Annotated in this window: 14 protein-coding genes; 5 read left to right on the top strand and 9 right to left on the bottom strand. The window is 52.4% G+C overall.

The features are described 5' to 3' along the window. The first annotated feature begins 245 nt into the window (after positions 1 to 245). Positions 246 to 455, top strand: coding sequence for a hypothetical protein (locus SIB88_RS10505; RefSeq protein ID WP_286886716.1), 210 nt, complete (start codon positions 246 to 248; stop codon positions 453 to 455). 45 nt (positions 456 to 500) lie between these two features. On the opposite strand, the gene vapC is transcribed toward SIB88_RS10505, so the two are convergent. From vapC to SIB88_RS10525, 4 genes are all read right to left on the bottom strand, one after another. Then, a complete protein-coding gene (vapC, locus tag SIB88_RS10510) occupies positions 501 to 899 on the bottom strand; it encodes a type II toxin-antitoxin system tRNA(fMet)-specific endonuclease VapC (protein ID WP_286886717.1) in 399 nt (132 codons plus the stop codon). Beyond that, complete coding sequence (vapB, locus tag SIB88_RS10515) at positions 899 to 1,129, bottom strand: type II toxin-antitoxin system VapB family antitoxin (RefSeq protein WP_228195922.1); 231 nt, start codon at positions 1,127 to 1,129, stop codon at positions 899 to 901. Before vapB ends, vapC begins: the two co-directional genes overlap by 1 nt. A gap of 85 nt (positions 1,130 to 1,214) precedes the next feature. Further along, positions 1,215 to 1,565: a Dabb family protein gene (locus SIB88_RS10520; protein ID WP_412558017.1), complete on the bottom strand. Its 351-nt coding sequence runs from the start codon at positions 1,563 to 1,565 to the stop codon at positions 1,215 to 1,217. Between the two features lie 38 nt (positions 1,566 to 1,603). Beyond that, on the bottom strand, positions 1,604 to 2,908 hold the full coding sequence (locus SIB88_RS10525) for an aspartate aminotransferase family protein (RefSeq protein WP_412558018.1): 1,305 nt from the start codon (positions 2,906 to 2,908) through the stop codon (positions 1,604 to 1,606). Positions 2,909 to 3,027: 119 nt separating this feature from the next. Here SIB88_RS10525 and SIB88_RS10530 point away from each other — a divergent pair, with 119 nt between their 5' ends. Then, positions 3,028 to 3,936 carry a LysR family transcriptional regulator gene (locus SIB88_RS10530; protein WP_412558019.1) on the top strand — a complete coding sequence of 303 codons (909 nt, stop codon included), beginning with the start codon at positions 3,028 to 3,030 and terminating at the stop codon, positions 3,934 to 3,936. A 69-nt stretch (positions 3,937 to 4,005) separates the two neighbouring features. Continuing rightward, positions 4,006 to 4,332, top strand: coding sequence for an amidohydrolase family protein (locus SIB88_RS10535; RefSeq protein WP_412559408.1), 327 nt, complete (start codon positions 4,006 to 4,008; stop codon positions 4,330 to 4,332). Between the two features lie 108 nt (positions 4,333 to 4,440). Here the strand turns inward: SIB88_RS10535 and SIB88_RS10540 are convergent, their stop codons facing one another. The 3 genes from SIB88_RS10540 to SIB88_RS10550 all read right to left on the bottom strand — a co-directional run bounded on the left by SIB88_RS10540 (position 4,441) and on the right by SIB88_RS10550 (position 9,084). Next, a complete protein-coding gene (locus SIB88_RS10540; RefSeq protein WP_412558020.1) occupies positions 4,441 to 5,538 on the bottom strand; it encodes a hypothetical protein in 1,098 nt (365 codons plus the stop codon). A 172-nt stretch (positions 5,539 to 5,710) separates the two neighbouring features. Beyond that, on the bottom strand, positions 5,711 to 6,031 hold the full coding sequence (locus SIB88_RS10545; protein ID WP_412558021.1) for a Dabb family protein: 321 nt from the start codon (positions 6,029 to 6,031) through the stop codon (positions 5,711 to 5,713). Positions 6,032 to 6,036: 5 nt separating this feature from the next. Further along, on the bottom strand, positions 6,037 to 9,084 hold the full coding sequence (locus SIB88_RS10550; RefSeq protein WP_412558022.1) for an FAD-binding and (Fe-S)-binding domain-containing protein: 3,048 nt from the start codon (positions 9,082 to 9,084) through the stop codon (positions 6,037 to 6,039). A 1,145-nt stretch (positions 9,085 to 10,229) separates the two neighbouring features. On the opposite strand from SIB88_RS10550, the gene SIB88_RS10555 reads away from it, so the two are divergent. Then, positions 10,230 to 11,387, top strand: a complete 1,158-nt coding sequence (locus tag SIB88_RS10555) for a LysR family transcriptional regulator (RefSeq protein ID WP_412558023.1) — start codon at positions 10,230 to 10,232, stop codon at positions 11,385 to 11,387. A gap of 850 nt (positions 11,388 to 12,237) precedes the next feature. Here the strand turns inward: SIB88_RS10555 and SIB88_RS10560 are convergent. Both SIB88_RS10560 and SIB88_RS10565 read right to left on the bottom strand, forming a co-directional pair. Beyond that, positions 12,238 to 13,221: a hypothetical protein gene (locus tag SIB88_RS10560; protein ID WP_412558024.1), complete on the bottom strand. Its 984-nt coding sequence runs from the start codon at positions 13,219 to 13,221 to the stop codon at positions 12,238 to 12,240. 538 nt (positions 13,222 to 13,759) lie between these two features. After that, the gene (locus tag SIB88_RS10565) at positions 13,760 to 14,347 is read right to left on the bottom strand and encodes a TetR/AcrR family transcriptional regulator (RefSeq protein WP_412558025.1); all 588 of its coding nucleotides are present in this window, start codon (positions 14,345 to 14,347) and stop codon (positions 13,760 to 13,762) included. A 226-nt stretch (positions 14,348 to 14,573) separates the two neighbouring features. On the opposite strand from SIB88_RS10565, the gene SIB88_RS10570 reads away from it, so the two are divergent. Then, the gene (locus SIB88_RS10570; RefSeq protein ID WP_412558026.1) at positions 14,574 to 15,581 is read left to right on the top strand and encodes an alpha/beta hydrolase family protein; all 1,008 of its coding nucleotides are present in this window, start codon (positions 14,574 to 14,576) and stop codon (positions 15,579 to 15,581) included. Positions 15,582 to 15,585 lie beyond the last annotated feature (4 nt).

Here is a 15,585-nt window from a genome sequence, read left to right on the forward strand (position 1 = left end):
CTACAATCTCTGATCGTAATATCTGACCAGAGTTCGCTTGCGCTTGCAATGTCCGATTTTCTGGAATGATCCTAAAGGGTTGCCGCACTACATTCTTTGATGTTGCGCAAATTAGTCATTGCTATGCGGATTTATATCATAGGTTTATTTTTAAGTTAAAAAATCACCTTAAAGTGTTATTGTGGGCACGAGGGCTATCGTATGGACCTTGGCGATATCAGGTGGCAGTTTGATAGGAGCTAAAAATGGGTATTAGTGATCACGAGTATGTAAATTTTTCTGAAGACTACGAGTTGAATTATCATTTGGACAAAGTTGATAAGCGCCAAACGAAAGGTAATCGGGAAATTCTAAAAGACATGGGAGCAGAGCTTAAGAAAGTGCTCGACAAAACTATGCTCACACATGCTGAGTTTCACCCTTATGTCTCGAAACAGAAGTACCGGCTTGAATGAGGGAATGTGTTTCCTGTTGGCTGGGACTAAGGCTGGGGATCGTGTTTAAACCCAGTTCTCCAGCCGTAAGCCGTCGACCCGTTCAAATTCACGGATGTTGTTGGTGACAAGGATAAGGCCGTGACTGCGTGCGTGACCGGCAATCATCATGTCATATGGCCCGATGACTTTGCCTTCGCGTTCAAGTGTGCTTCGGATATCGCCGTAATGACCGGCAGCATCGGTATCGAAATCAAGAACACTCAGGCGTGCAGCAAATTCTTCGATGGTGCGAAGGTTGCTCTCGGGTTTGGCCGATTTCATGGCGCCATAAATCAATTCTGCAAGTGTCACCGATGAAATTGCCATCGCACCGCTATGGGTGCTGAACTTCTCGCGGCAGGAGGCCGGGCGGTTCTTGATGACATAGATGCAGATATTGGTATCAAGCATGAACCGCAGCATTAAAACCCATCCCGTTCCTGCATGGCGGGCTGGTTGCGGTCTTCCATGAAATCGTCACTGACGGCATGACCATCAAAGAACGTATCCCAAAGATGGTCGCTTGGAACGATCACGCGAGTCACCCCGACCGAGATCACTTCAACCGTTTTCGTGCCTTCAGGAAAGGCGACATCCTTGGGCAGGCGCACGGCCTGCGTCTTGTTGTTCAGGAATACGGATGCTTGCGTCATGGCGACCTCCTGCAAGGATGGATCAAGGTGCTATTGTCGGGATTTTGAATGTATATGTCAATTGTATATACTTGAATGATGCGGGTTAGGCCATCTCAAGGTCAAACACCACCAACCCCGCCAAACCACCGTCAAGCATCCCGACCAATTGCCCGCCAAGTTTCTGATGTTCGGGATGTTCAAGGTAAGCATCACGCGCGGCGGCATCATCAAAATCAATGCAGAACCCATGCCGGAAACCCTGTTCAAGCTTTTCCGGGCTGACCGATATGCCGCCATCAAAGCCCCGCATACCGGGAACAAGCGTGCCAAGATTGGCAAGGGCATCAAACAGGGATGTGATGTCATCCTGTTTGATGCCCGATTGGAATTTGACCAGAACGATATGGCGGATCATGACAAGACCTTTGTGAAGGTTGGCTTTGTCTGATTTCACCTCTGTTTCGTTTGGTCTGTCAACTGATGTGAACGTGATCAGCGACCATTAAGGCTTGCCGCAATGCTGTCCCCGATGATCGAAATGCCAAGATCAAGTTCTTCTTCGGAAATGGTCAGCGGCGGGGCAATGCGGAATACACCGCCCATGCCCGGAAGCTTGACGATATTCATGCTAAGCCCGCGCTTGAATGCCTCACTCGCAATCGCGGCCCCCAGATCATGATCGGGCACGCCGCCATCCTTGACGATCTCCATACCCAGCATAAGCCCGCGTCCGCGCACATCCCCCACGCATGAATACTGGTTTTTCAACGCAGCCAACCCGTCAAACAGCCGTTTGCCCAAGTGACCTGCGCGGGCCACAAGATTTTCTTCGGCCACCACATCAAGAACCGTTACGCCAACTGCGGCGGGCAGGGGATCGGACACGTGGGTGGTATAGAACAGATAACCCTTTTCATGGGCGGCATCTTCAATCTCGGGCGTGGTCATCACGGCCGAAAGCGGCAATCCGGCCCCGATGGTTTTCGAAAGGGTGAGGATATCGGGCATCACGCCATCGCGTTCAAAGGCAAACATGGTGCCGGTGCGGCCAATGCCGGTTTGCGCCTCGTCCAGGATCAACAGCATCCCGCGCTCAACGCATTTCTGCTTGAGTGCTGCAAGGTAACCTTTGGGAAGTTCCAGCATCCCGCCGCTTGACAGGATCGGCTCGGCGACGAATGCCGCAAGATTGCCGGTTGATTGCGCATCGATCAGGTTAAAGGCGTCATCAAGTTCGGTCTGCCAGTCAAGCGACCCGTCGGCATTTTTAAACCGCGGACGAAATGCATTGGGGGCCGGAATGGCAAGCGACCCGACCGCCGCCGGACCATATCCCTTGCGCCCCGCACTATAGGTCGCAGATGCCGCAACCCCGGTCATCCCGTGCCAGCTTTTGGAAAAGGCGACAATTTCATGCTTGCCGGTCACAAGCTTTGCCATGCGAATGGCGGCTTCGTTGCTTTCGGCCCCTGTGGACAGCAACAGCACACGATCAAGCCCCGGCGCAAGCGCTGCAAGCCGTTCGGCCAAGGTGACGACCGGGCGGGTCAACATGCCGCTAAACAGATGGGCCACGGTTTCGACCTGACGCTGCACAGTCTCGACAATTTTCGGGTGCCCATGGCCCAAAACCGCACTCATTTGCCCGGATGTGAAATCAAGGATTGCGCGGTTGTCGGCATCATACACAAACGATCCCTTGGCACGTTCAATGATCGCTGGTTCGAACGTTCCGCCATAGCGGATCAGGTGTTTTTTGGCGGCATCCCAGAATTTCGGATCGGCATTGTTTGACATGGTTGGCTCCCTGCAGCGTGTGTCTTTGATGGATACAGGGTATCGGCTGTTGATATCTTCGTAAAATTGATAATGATGGCATTCCGGTATTGGAAAAATTGATATGCGGTGGCAAAGCGATGCAAACCTTGCTTGATCTCAAACTGCTGACGACCTTTGTGCGCGCCGCCCATTCCGGGACGCTCAGCGCAACCGCCCTTCAGGTCGGGCGCACGCAATCAACCGTCACCATGCAGATTCAGCGTCTTGAAGATGCGCTGGGCCAGACGCTTTTTCATCGCAGTGGCAGTGGCGTTCGCCTTACCGGAAGTGGCGAACGGTTTCTTGGCTATGCCGAACGGATTTTGAAACTGCATGACGAGGCGGTCTTTGCCTTTTCCGACCGGGGTCTGCGCGGATCGATGGTGTTTGGCTGTCCCGAGGATTACCTGATCGCGTTTTTCCCGGCCCTGCTTAAAAGCTTCGGGACGATCTATCCTGATGTCGAGATCAAGGTGGTTTCGGCCCCGACGCCGGAACTTCATAAAATGCTGCGCGCGCGTCAGATCGATCTGGCACTGGTCTCTGTCGCCAACCCGGACGGGGAGCCCGATGTCGCACGGACCGAACAACTGGCCTGGGTCGGTGCCAAACCGACCCTTGATCTGCATGATTTCGGCACCGGGATTGGAAACACTATCAGCGATGGATTGGGGGGCGGCGACAGCTTGCGAACCATCCCGCTGGCCTTGCCCGCATCAAACGCCCTTGATCACAAGGCCGCGTGTGATGCCATCGAGGCCGCCCAAATTCCCTACAAGATTTCCTATGCCAGCAGCAGCCTGACCGGCCTGATCGCCGTGGCTCGTTCCGGTCTTGCCATCAGTGTGATGATGCAAAAGGCGGTGCCCAATGACCTGTATATCCTCAAGGCCCCGTTACCCGCCTTGCCCAAGCTTGGCCTGAAAGTCATCGCAGGCGAGGGCACCCAAAACCCCGCCACAACCGCCTTCGCCGATCACGTCAAAAACATGCTGCCGTTTTTGTGATTTTTTGGAAGTGCGGTCAACGACACCCGCATGCCGCCCCAGTTCGCTAAAGGCTTGTGAAAAGGCCGCATCGACCTCAACCGCTTTGTCGCCCTGACATCGACCAACCACACCAAACTCTATGGTATGTACCCGCAAAAGGGCTCAATCGCGATTGGGGCGGACGCCGACCTGGCCCTGTGGGACCCCAACAAAAACGTCACCATCACCAACGACATCCTGCAACAGGGCTGCGACTACAGCCCCTATGAAGGCTTGGAAGTCAAAGGCTGGCCTATGCACATTATCGTGCGCGGCAAAACCGTGGTCAAGGACGGCGAAGTGATGGGCCACAAGGGCGATGGCAAATATTTTCCTCGGCAGAAATCCAATCTGGTGACATCAACAGCTATCTGAGCAAGCATGCTAATCCTCTGAATGGTGCCCAACGACCCCAATGCTCAAATAGATTCTTTTGCTGAGATTGGATAATAATAAAGTAAATAAGTTTTTTGTCATGATGGGTTAGTTATGTGTTTCTATTGTTTTTATATTGAGCTTTTGGAATTCTGGTATTTCATACACGCTTTCCTCTAGTCCTTTGGAGAACCTTTTTGTTAGTATGATTATTTTCTTTGAAGACAGTTGTTCACTTTCTGATATTAGTTGACATAGTAAATATAGATTGCTTGTGTGCAGCATTATTCCAGCATCAATATATATATTTTCGCAATCAATAGAAGTTTTACTGAATTCCTTTATCTTTGCGTGCCTAGCGTCAGATAGGTCATTTAAAGTAATTGAGCATTTATGATTTGATTCTAGCATGTTAGATGCGCTCAATGGCGCACTAATAGTGTATGTGTTAAGCTCGTTTTCAATGTTGTAATTTAGAAAAACGTGATCGTAGTGTTGTTTTTTAAATGAACTTAAACAAAGAGACCCGCCTCTTCCCTTTTCTGACGCAATGAGCTGTTCAAGTGAGAAGTGTTCTCCATCAGTTGATAGTACTATACCTGTTTTGGTTGATCTTAAGTATATAATTTTTGCGCATCCGTGCTTGAATGCATTAGTAGAAATTTCGAAAATTAATTCTTGGGTAGAGTTTCTCAGTTCTTTTCCCCAAAGATCGTCAATTGAGCATTGAGTTAAAAAGTCCTCAATTGTTTCGACCAGTGTTTCTTGCTCGTCCTGTGTATGTGTCAGTTGTAGAGGGATAATAGGGTGTGCTTCGTATAAGGCTCGTGAAATATCGGAGTTTTCGCCTCTCTCATGGCGTAGCTTCGCGCTGAGTTCACTTTTCTTTTTCCATTCCTTTAGTGTTTCCACAGAATATCGTTTTTCGTCCGTATCAATTTGTTTTCCGTGAAAATAGCACATCCAGATTCCATTCTCTGGGGATGAGAGAAACTCCTTGCTTAGCAAGTTGCCTTTGCGCCTAGCTGGAAGGCTGTTTCCAGCTGAATAGATATGGCAGGCCATCCCAGTTGCCGAGCTTTTCTCATCAGATTCTTCGTTTGGCCCGATTGTTACTCTATCGCAGCCAGGAAAGGAGCAGCGAAATCCCGCTCTTTCGGACAGTGTTCTTTTAGTTGGTGCGCTAAACTGGTTTTCCTTGCTCATGCTCACTCCGAAGCGATAGGACGTTTTTCTTAAATTAAGTTAGTAGTGTATCAACTAAAATGAGTTTTGGAATATTATTTCAACTAAAAATAGTGATTCTGCATAAGGGCAGGCTTCCCATTGCCTTTTTCGCTGTAATGATAAGCAACTGGTAGAGTTCGAAGCCCAGCGACTACTCATACGTATCGATGATTAGATTACATACCATCAATCTGGCCAAATCACCGTCCAGCAATGCCGCTAATTGATCTCCCAAAGCCTTGTGCTCTGGATGTTCCAGAAAGGCGTCGTGTACTGCCATATCCCCAAAATCAATTGAAAATCCGTGGCGGAAGCCTTGTTCCGGGCCCTCCGGGCTGACGGAAACGCCGCCATCAAAGTCGCGTATGCCGGGGATGCGGTATTGAAGGTCTGCCAGTTTGGCAAACATGCTGTCGATTTCGGCCTTGGTAACGTCGGCGCGTAATTTGGTCAGGGCGATGTGGCGGATCATGGGGCCTATGCCACAAGTTTCGCCAGATACTGCACCGGGTGCTGTGGTTTCACGCCCTCGTATCGGTTGACCTGACAGCGGCATGAATAGCCGGTGACCAGCATGTTTTCCGCCCCCGTCGCATCCACCTTCTTTTTCCAGCTAAGATCATAAAGCGCGCGCGAGGTTTCCTTATGGCGGGTTTCATGGCCGTAAACGCCCGCCATGCCACAACAGCCGGTTTTCTCGGCCGTCAGTTTAAGACCGAACGCCTCAAAGATTTTCTGCCATTTCACGCCGACATCGGGGATCGATGTTTTTTCGGTGCAATGGGGGAACAGGCTTGCCGGAATATCCATGTTAACGGCGTTATCAATTTTCGGTGCGTTCAGGCGACCGTCATTGATTTCGGACGCCAGCCATTCATGGAACAGATGTACGCGGTAATCCGGTCGGTCTGAAAGGCGCTGGGCATATTCCTGGCGATAGGTCAGGGTGACGCTGGCCTCGATGCCGACCATGGCGACACCGGATTTGGCAAGGCGACCATAAACGATATCGTTCTGCTTGGCCTGATAATCGAATTTCTTCAGGAAGCCTTTGACATGCATGGCCTTGCCGTTCGGGCGATAGGGCGGCACAAACACCCGGTATCCAAGGCGTTGCAAAAGGTCCACATGGGCAAGGAACACGTCGGTGTCATAATGGGTGGTGAAGCAATCCTGCAAGATAATGACCGACTTGGCCTTTTCATCGGCACTCAGGCCATCAAGATCAGCCTGCCGGAATTTGCCAATGCCACGCGCACGCAAGGCCGATTTAAGGCCCCGGGTATCAAGCTTCGGCAAATCGGTCAGGCCAATGAGGCGCTTGAAAATCCAGGGCATCGGCGGGATTGATTGCAGAGCATTGAACAGGCCCGGCGCGCTTGCCAGAAGCGGGGCCATATATTCAAGTTTTGCAATGACATAATCCTTCACCGGGCGTTTGTAGCGGGTGTGATAGGTCTCGAGGAACCGGGATTTCATTTCCGGGATATCGACCTTGACCGGGCATTGCCCTGCGCAGGCCTTGCATGACAGGCAACCGGCCATCGATTCATAAACATCGTGCGAGAAATCCCGTCCGTTGATCACCGCCAGATCCTGGTTCATCGGGTCGGTGCCGACCGAAAGCTGCCTGATCCATTCGCGCAGCATTCCTGCACGGCCCTTGGGCGAATGCACCCGCGACCGGGTGACCTTATAGGACGGGCACATGGCATCCATCAGATCCCAGTTAAAGCACGCCCCGTTGCCGTTGCACCGCGTCGCATTAAGGTATTCATCACGAAGCGCATCTTCGATCTGACGGTCAAGTTGGCCTCGCATCGGGGCCTCGTCGATTGCCGTGATCGGGATGTCCTTGGAATAGGGGGACGCGATCTTGCCGGGGTTTAATTGTCCTTCCGGATCAAAGGCTTCCTTGATGCGGCGAAGAACGTCATAAAGCTCCGGCCCGAAATAGATCGGGCTGTATTCACCGCGGAAACCCTTGCCATGTTCGCCCCAGATCAGGCCGTTATAGCGCTTGGTCAATTCGGCGACCGCGTCCGATACCCGGCGCAGGCGCGCTTCGTCTTCTTCATCGCACATATCAAGAAGCGGGCGCACATGAAGGCACCCCACATCCACATGGCCAAACATGCCGTAATCAAGGCCTTCGGCATCCAGAAGTGCGCGGAATTCGGCGATAAAATCGGCAAGGTTTTCGGGCGGTACGGCGGTATCTTCGACGAATGGTGTCGCGCGGCGTTTGCCTTCAAGATTGCCCAGCAAGCCCACCGATTTCGCCCGGATTGACCAGATTGCAGCGATTTGGCCGGGGTCGGTTGCCTGCACAAAGCCGATCGGGGCGTAAGCCGTGTCGGGATTGCCATCAAGATAAGCGCGCAATTCGTCCTGTTTGGCGGCGACTTCTTCGGGGGTTTCGCCAACAAATTCAACGACGTTAAAGCCGCGCGTGGCAACGGTACTGTTTTCCGTACCCAAAAGCTTGCCCAGCATGTGCCAGCTTTCATCCTGCTCGGCCAGTTTCATGACCTTGTCATCAATACTTTCAATCGCAACAGGATCAAACTTTACAAGGGCTTGCACGTGACGAAGGGCGCTATCAAAGCTGTCATAACGGACAACGGTGATCGCCTTGTGCTTGGGCAGGGGAATAACGCGGAAGGTGATTTCCTTGACCATGCCAAGGCTGCCCTCAGCCCCGGCAATCAGGAAGGAAAGGTTCATATCCCCTTGATCGGAAACGGCTTCCTTAAGGTTATAGCCGGTCAGCCCGCGGTTCATTTCCGGGAAGGTTGCCTTGATCTGATCACGACGCGGGGCGATTTCGTCATGGACCTTGCGATAAAGCGCGCCAACCCGGTCGTCGCGGGACATGATTTCTTTTGCTTTATCGGCACTTAGGGCGGATGTGCGGAAATCGGTGCCGTCAATCAGGACGGTGGTCATGTCATGGATATAGTGACTTGTTTTGCCATAAATCCGCGATCCCTTGCCCGAACTGTCCGATCCGATCATGCCGCCAACCGTGGCGCGGCTTGCGGTCGAGACGGCGGGCGGGAAGAAATAGCCATGCGGTTTCAGCCAGGCATTCAGCTGATCCAGCACCACGCCCGGTTCAACATGAACCAGTCCCTTTTCCGCATCAAATCCCAGTATGTTATTGAGATAATTGGAAGTATCGAGAATGATGGTGTTATTTAGCGACTGGCCGTTGGTGCCCGTACCGCCGCCGCGCGGGGTGATTTTGACCTCGCTGAATTTTTCGCGACCGGCCATTTCCATGACGATATTGATGTCATCGCGGGTACGCGGCTGCAACACTGCACGCGGCATCACCTGATAGACGCTGTTATCGGTGGCATGGATCAGGCGGGTGGGGAAATCTGCATGGATTTCGCCGCTAAATTTTCCTTCGGATTCAAGGGTTTTGAGGAAACTTAGCGTCAAACTGTCCAGCGACCGGTCCGGGGTCAGGCGGGGCAATTTGGCAATAACGCTTTTGGTGGCGGTCGCGGCGGGCATGGTGATCTCTCTGTCTGCGATCCCCCGGCCGGATGCTGGTTTGGTTCCGGGTTTGATGCCAGTTCTGATAGCAAGTCTGATACCGGACTTGATATCGGATTTCATGGCGGATCTGGCACCGGGGCGGGATCGATGTCATGGCAATTTTCCCTATTTGACCCGATCAGGATTAATTGGACAAATTGAAAATTCCGAATGATTATTAGTTTTTGCCTAATAATCCCGACTGGAAAACCATGCTGCAAAGACCGACTTGCTGACACCTCCGGACAGTATTTAGCAATTCGGGCACCCGTGCCGGGAAACCGGAGGCCGTTTTTAGCCGCTGTACCCATTTATTTGTATGAGGATTTGTTTTCAGGCTGGGAAATTGGCATCGGGCATCAATCAAAGGGTGTGGATGCGCAGCGGCCATAAAGTGCCGGTGTAAAGAAAAGTTTACAGCGCGTGGTGCTGTTTGATCGGGCAGCGGTGGTTTGAGCTGTTCTGGCGTGAACCCATCCTGGCAAGGGGGGCTGGTTTGATGGTGCCTGGCCTGATGGTGTTTGGCCCGGATTGGCCTGGACAGGGCTTGTTTGGTTCGGTTCAGTTCAGTTCGGGCAAGTTTGGTTTGGGCTGGTTGGCTCTGAGTTGGTCCGTTTCGGTGCGACCCGACCCGGCCCAGCCCAGCCCAGCCCAGCGCGCTATAGCCCGGTTTTGGCGGCCTTTGGTCGTCCGGGTGGCATGCGGATTGGGGATTTGGGGCATGGTTTCTGTGCCGGGGCATGAGCGGAAGGGCGTGGGCGGAAGGGCGTGAGCCGAAGGTCTTCCGGAGCCTTGCAGAAGCGGTGCAATCGCCGGGCAGAAGTCGTGCAGAAGCGGTGCAATAGCCAGGTGGAAGTCGTGCAGTGGCCGTGCAACAGCCGTGCAGCAGTCGGGTTGCAACGGTGCAGCGGCCGTTTTGGCGGCGTGCGGATGCAGGTGTCGTGTTGAGATCATGTTGAAGCCGCTCGGAAGCCGCTTGCAAGCTGTGCTGAAGCCGTTAGAAAGAATGCAGAAGCTGTGTTGGAACTGTGCTGAAACTGTACTGGTGGATTGGGTGATTTAATTGGGCTGTAATGGCCGTTATCACTGGGTCATAAATGGCTGAAAAAAGGGGAGTTTCGATGTTTTCATCGCTGAATATGCGCCATATGCGGTCCTTTGTGGCGGTGGCCGATCACGGGTCCTTTACGGCGGCGGCGGCCGTCCTTGGCGTTACGCCACCCAGCCTGACCACCACCATTCGCCAGTTCGAGGATGTGACGGGGGCAGCCCTTTTTGATCGCACGACACGGCAGGTCACCCTGACGGATACGGGGGAGCGGTTTTTGCCGGTGGCAAAGCGGCTGATTGGCGATTTCGAGGAGGCATTGGGCGATCTTGATGCGCTGTCCAAGGGGATTGGCGGGAAAATCACCATTGCCGCGGCCCCGTCGGTTTTGACCCGGATATTGCCGGCCGTGATATCGCGCTTTGTGGTCGATCATCCCGATGCGCGCTTGCGCCTTGATGAAATGAATGCCGGGGAGGTCCATGCAGCCGTGGCGGCGAACGAGGCCGATTTCGGCATCGCCGGGGAGTGGGAAGCGCTGCCCGATATCGCGTTCCGGCCGCTGTTTTCAGATCGGTTCGGCGTACTGTGCCGGGCCGATCATGCCTTTGCCAAACACCCGTTCGTGACCTGGGCGCAGTTGTCCGATCAGCCCTTTGTCGGGCTGGGTCCGGAATCAGGGACATCGGCAATGATGGCCGGGGTCAGCGGCGAGCCCCGGGGGGAGGGCGCGGCAAAGGCCCCGCAATATAGCGGATCGGATTTCACAAGTCCGGCCATCGAAGATGCCGCAAGGCTTGGCATCGCGGCGGCCAAAGGGGTGATGAAACAGGCCGAAAAGCTGGCGCGCGCACAGAATAAACTGACCGACCAGCGCAAGGGAAAAGCCGCGAAATCCGCAGCACGCGCAGGTGCGGGCGACGGTGCTTCGGTCATGCCGATCACCCTGCCGCGCCCGACGGTCGAAACATCCAACACCCTCACGCTGGCCGCCATGGTGGCCCAGGGGGTGGGGATCACGGTGCTGCCGGAACTGGCCGCCCGGGTATCGGACATGACGCGCGACAAGGGGCTTGTCTTCGTGCCGCTATCCGCCCCGGTCCGCCAGCGCCATATCGGCATCATCACGCGTAAAAGCAAAAGCCTGTCCCCGATTGCCAGCCTGTTCCTGCATCAGGTCCGTGAACAGGCCGCAGGCCTTGATCTTCCGGCAGCGTTGGAGTGGTATTGACTGTAAATAGCCCAAAACAACAGAGGGAATCGTTCGTTTTTCATATCTGACCACAAGTGGAGTTTAGAGGGCGATCATCTCTGTCTCTGGATTTATATGACGTGATCTATACAGAATTTAAAATAAAAAAATGAAATTATTATCATTTTGTGAAGTAAATATTGGTGATTTAATTTGTTGTTATCTAAGTTGTTTGTTTAATATTATGCATATAATATGTTGATTAATATTATTATTGTGGTTGGTGTATCTTTTCGCATAGGAAATATATGCCGTGCAATGTGGTTATCGAAAGTGAAAATAGTAATGTGGAGTTAATGAAAACAAATAAAACTTTTAATATAAACGATATATATATCGATATATCATTTGGTATTTCTTTGAGTAAAAGAATTACTGTAGGTAGTGCTGCGGAAGATAATATTAATAATCCGCAAATGAGTAAGGATAGCAGGGTGAGATATGCAAACATGTAAGTGAGAAACATGCGTCTTGTAAGTGAAATTTTCTCAGTGCTTCCTTGGGTGGATATATTGAGTTTGGGGGCGGGTTCTGGGATTTCAGAATCCATGCCAGGGCGATCAAACGTGGCAGAAGCTGCTAGAGCAGCTAAATAAAATCCGGGTAGGGTCGAGACAAGGCCCAGGATTGAGTTGGATAGCGAGGTGCCAGCTATAAGCGGGGGCTTTGCAGGTAGCGCAATATAGCAAGCGCTTGCAAGGACAGCCAGAAGCAGCGGCATCCATTTATTGTACCAACCAATGGAAGGGTGCTCAATTCTCTGGTAGGCCAGCCCTCGTGTTAGTTCGTACCACATGTCCACCTCGGATGTTCTCGTATTGTTCTTGTATCACGTGTTGCGTTCTTCGATCAAGCGTGGTCTCGCTTTTTCAATTAAATGTTTAACAAGTGACCTCGAGGAGCTTGCTAGAAGGGGGTATATTTTATCGATCCGAAAGGATTTTATATAAATATCATCAATCGGCACACCGCTCTTGTTCTCAATATTTACCGTAACTGATCTTTTCTGATCAGGTAGTTTGAATGATATTTTGCTCGTGGGAAATGCTTTGTGTTGTGACAGCATGGCGCTTTTTATATCATCCCATGCATTTTGGGACTTGTTTTTATTGTCTACAGAAATTCTTACATTTGTTTCCTCTTTCTTGAGGTAGGAGACACCTCCAACGGGAGTTTTCTGCTCCGTTTTTATTAAGGTTATTTCACTTATGTTTCCGCGATTTATGTCGTTAATCAAGTTTTCAGACGGGAGTCCTCGAAAATCTAAGCGCGGAAGATGTTTGATTAGTTTGGGTGCGCCATCTTTTGTTCTTCTGCCAAATGGGTCAACATATTCGAAGGGAGTAGGGTCTCTGTCATATTGATTATGCAGAATCTTATTTAGTGCTCTACGAACTTCCCTATAATTTAGTCCAGGAACAGATTCTAATATTGCTAAATATGTGTTTGGCTTTCCTTTTTCGGGTAAAGTTGAAATTATGAAATGAGCACCAACCTCATACCCTTCTGTTCCTGACTTTTGATGTTCGATGTATTTCTTATTCGGAATATCAGAGTAGACGACGTTAGGTGCTTCTGTGTCTGACAGTCTAATGAGGACACTAATTGTATCCTTATTTTTGCCGTGGTCAGCATCAATGTCACCCACCAATAGATGCGCGGATGCCTTCCTTATCGGAACCGACGCCACATCATCTTCGAAGTGTTTTTTCCAAATTTGAGCAAGATCGGTGATAGTAGGCAAAACCGCACCGCTGCTTTTGGAGGCGACTTCACATTCGAAAATATAGAAAAGGCGCTCGTTGTTCTTCATTCGTCACCCCTTGGTAGTATTTATTCTTCATTTATACGTTTTATGGCTGTAAAATCAAGCATGTTAGGTGGTTTAAAATTGAAGAGAATTAAACTAACTGTCGCTTTCGGATGTTTGGTGAGTATGGGCGTTCCAAAATGAATTCGTCATATCGGCGATAACGCTGTTCTTATTTATTTTTTGCAAGGAATCTATTGTGATTGATTTCGATGGTGCTAATCAGCGCTCACTGTAAAGATTCCAAAGACATGACAGAGGGCAGGTATGGGGGCGGATGCGGACGGCTTGACGAAGAAGGGGGCCAGAAAACTGCGCAAGAATATCAGTCTTGCCCTTCAGGGCGGCGGGTTGCACGGGGCGTTCTGGATCAGTTGCTTGAGATGCTGAAATCATGGTCGAGGCAATTTTGAGCTCAACGATTGGAGGCATCAATACCGCTCAGGTCGCATTGTGCCAGACGATAGGTGGCTTTGAGAGAGTACGGTTCAGTCTCTTCACTGCGTTGCAGCATGATGGTGTCGCGTAACGGACTAATATTTCAGCGCGTCGCCGCCCCGAAACGCAGCCCGTCAATCATCAGTTCGAGCATGCGGTGCGTGTGTTCGGCGCCCTCGGTGCCGCCGACGGAGGCGAGGTTGCCGATGGCGCGGAGCAAGTCAAAGGCGTCAATATCGCCGCGGATTTCACCGGCCCTGGCGGCTGATTGCAGGAGGGATTGCAGGGTCGGTTCGAAATTGGCGCGGAAATAGGCGGGCAGGGCATCAAAGGCCGGGTCGCCGGAATAGAGGGCGGCGGCCAATCCCTTTTTGGTGACGATGAACTGGCAATAGCGTTTCAGCCAGTGGGTCAGGGCATCGCCCGGACCATATTGGCGCGTGAAGTCGGCCGCGGCTTTGACGCAGGCATCGACTTCGCGCTTGTAAACACCAACCACAAGGTCGCTGCGTTTGGGAAAACGACGATAAAGCGTGCCGACGCCAACACCGGCCCTGGCGGCGATTTCACGCACGGGCGCATCCACCCCCGAGGTCGCAAAAATCTCCTTGGCGGCTTCAAGAAGCGCGTCCTCATTGCGCAGGGCATCGGCACGGATGCTTTTTTTTTCGACGGCAGAATCGTCGGTCATCTCATTGTTTTCCAATAGCAAAATCTGGTTTTGACGCGCGGACGGAATCCTTGCGTCAAATTTTGCGCTTGATAAACGGAACAATGTTCCATATTTGCATTCGCATAAGCGGAACGTTGATCCATTTATGAGCCCGCTTACGGGCCGCAGCTTATCGGATCAATGTTCCGTTTCGGGATATATAGGTGAAACATCCGGTTTCGCCAATCGGAAAAGGATCTCAGCGATGAATAACCTGATTGATAAGGCCCGCCACATTCCGGTCAATGAAGCTGTTTCGACCATTTCGGTATGTCCGGTGATCCTGGCCGCACCCGGGCGGCCCAAGCCGATCGAAATGCGGGTGACCGCCCCGGCACAGGGGCGGGATTTGCCTATTATCCTGTTGTCGCACGGGCATGGTCCGTCGCTTTATATCCCGTCCAAGGATGGCTATGGGCCGCTTGCCAATTTCTATGCCGAGCACGGCTTTGTCGTGATCCAGCCGACCCATGGCAATTCCAAAGTCGCCGGGTTTGGCGCGGACGCGCCCGGCGCACCGTTCTTTTGGCGATCGCGGGTCGAGGATTTCAAAACCATTCTCGACCATCTTGATGATATCGAACGTGCCAGCCCTATTCTGGACGGGCGGCTTGATCATGGCCGGGTGGCGGCGGTCGGTCATTCGCTTGGCGGGCAGACGGTGGGCATGTTGCTGGGCGCGCGGCTGAGCGACAGTGCCGACCCGGATGCGCAGGATGTCAATCTGATCGAGCCAAGGATCAAGGCCGGGGTTCTTTTGGCCGCACCGGGCCGGGGTGGCGACAGCCTGAGCGATCATGCGCGCCGGAACTATACCGCGCTTAATCCCGATTTTTCGCATATGACGACCAGAACGCTGGTGGTGGCGGGCGATCAGGATATCAATCCGAACCTGACCACGCGCGGGGCGGCCTGGCACACCGATCCGTTCCATCATGCGCCGGGCGGGGAGTTCTTGCTGACCCTGATCGGTGGCAAACACGGGCTGGGCGGCATTGCCGGATATGATGCCAAGGAAACCGACGACGAGGACCCGGACCGCCTTGCCATCACCCAGCGCATGACATGGGCCTATCTGCGATCCGCGCTTTATGGTGATGACCCGGCATGGGCAACCGCGTGCGCGGGGCTTGCGCAACATGCAGGCGAGTTGGCGTATGTTGAGGCGAAACAAGCCGCAACGGAACCAACCCGATCAGGAGCCGTCGCCTGATCGC

The sequence above is a fragment of the Thalassospira sp. MIT121401 genome (genome assembly GCF_047125595.1).
GTDB lineage: Bacteria > Pseudomonadota > Alphaproteobacteria > Rhodospirillales > Thalassospiraceae > Thalassospira > Thalassospira povalilytica.

What these genes read in the sequence shown, in the direction of transcription:
- SIB88_RS10505 (WP_286886716.1), top strand. Translation starts at nt 246, where the DNA reads ATGGGTATTAGTGATCACGAGTATGTAAATTTTTCTGAAGACTACGAG.
- vapC (WP_286886717.1), bottom strand. Translation starts at nt 899, where the DNA reads ATGCTGCGGTTCATGCTTGATACCAATATCTGCATCTATGTCATCAAG.
- vapB (WP_228195922.1), bottom strand. Translation starts at nt 1,129, where the DNA reads ATGACGCAAGCATCCGTATTCCTGAACAACAAGACGCAGGCCGTGCGC.
- SIB88_RS10525 (WP_412558018.1), bottom strand. Translation starts at nt 2,908, where the DNA reads ATGTCAAACAATGCCGATCCGAAATTCTGGGATGCCGCCAAAAAACAC.
- SIB88_RS10530 (WP_412558019.1), top strand. Translation starts at nt 3,028, where the DNA reads ATGCAAACCTTGCTTGATCTCAAACTGCTGACGACCTTTGTGCGCGCC.
- SIB88_RS10540 (WP_412558020.1), bottom strand. Translation starts at nt 5,538, where the DNA reads ATGAGCAAGGAAAACCAGTTTAGCGCACCAACTAAAAGAACACTGTCC.
- SIB88_RS10545 (WP_412558021.1), bottom strand. Translation starts at nt 6,031, where the DNA reads ATGATCCGCCACATCGCCCTGACCAAATTACGCGCCGACGTTACCAAG.
- SIB88_RS10550 (WP_412558022.1), bottom strand. Translation starts at nt 9,084, where the DNA reads ATGCCCGCCGCGACCGCCACCAAAAGCGTTATTGCCAAATTGCCCCGC.
- SIB88_RS10555 (WP_412558023.1), top strand. Translation starts at nt 10,230, where the DNA reads ATGTTTTCATCGCTGAATATGCGCCATATGCGGTCCTTTGTGGCGGTG.
- SIB88_RS10560 (WP_412558024.1), bottom strand. Translation starts at nt 13,221, where the DNA reads ATGAAGAACAACGAGCGCCTTTTCTATATTTTCGAATGTGAAGTCGCC.
- SIB88_RS10565 (WP_412558025.1), bottom strand. Translation starts at nt 14,347, where the DNA reads ATGACCGACGATTCTGCCGTCGAAAAAAAAAGCATCCGTGCCGATGCC.
- SIB88_RS10570 (WP_412558026.1), top strand. Translation starts at nt 14,574, where the DNA reads ATGAATAACCTGATTGATAAGGCCCGCCACATTCCGGTCAATGAAGCT.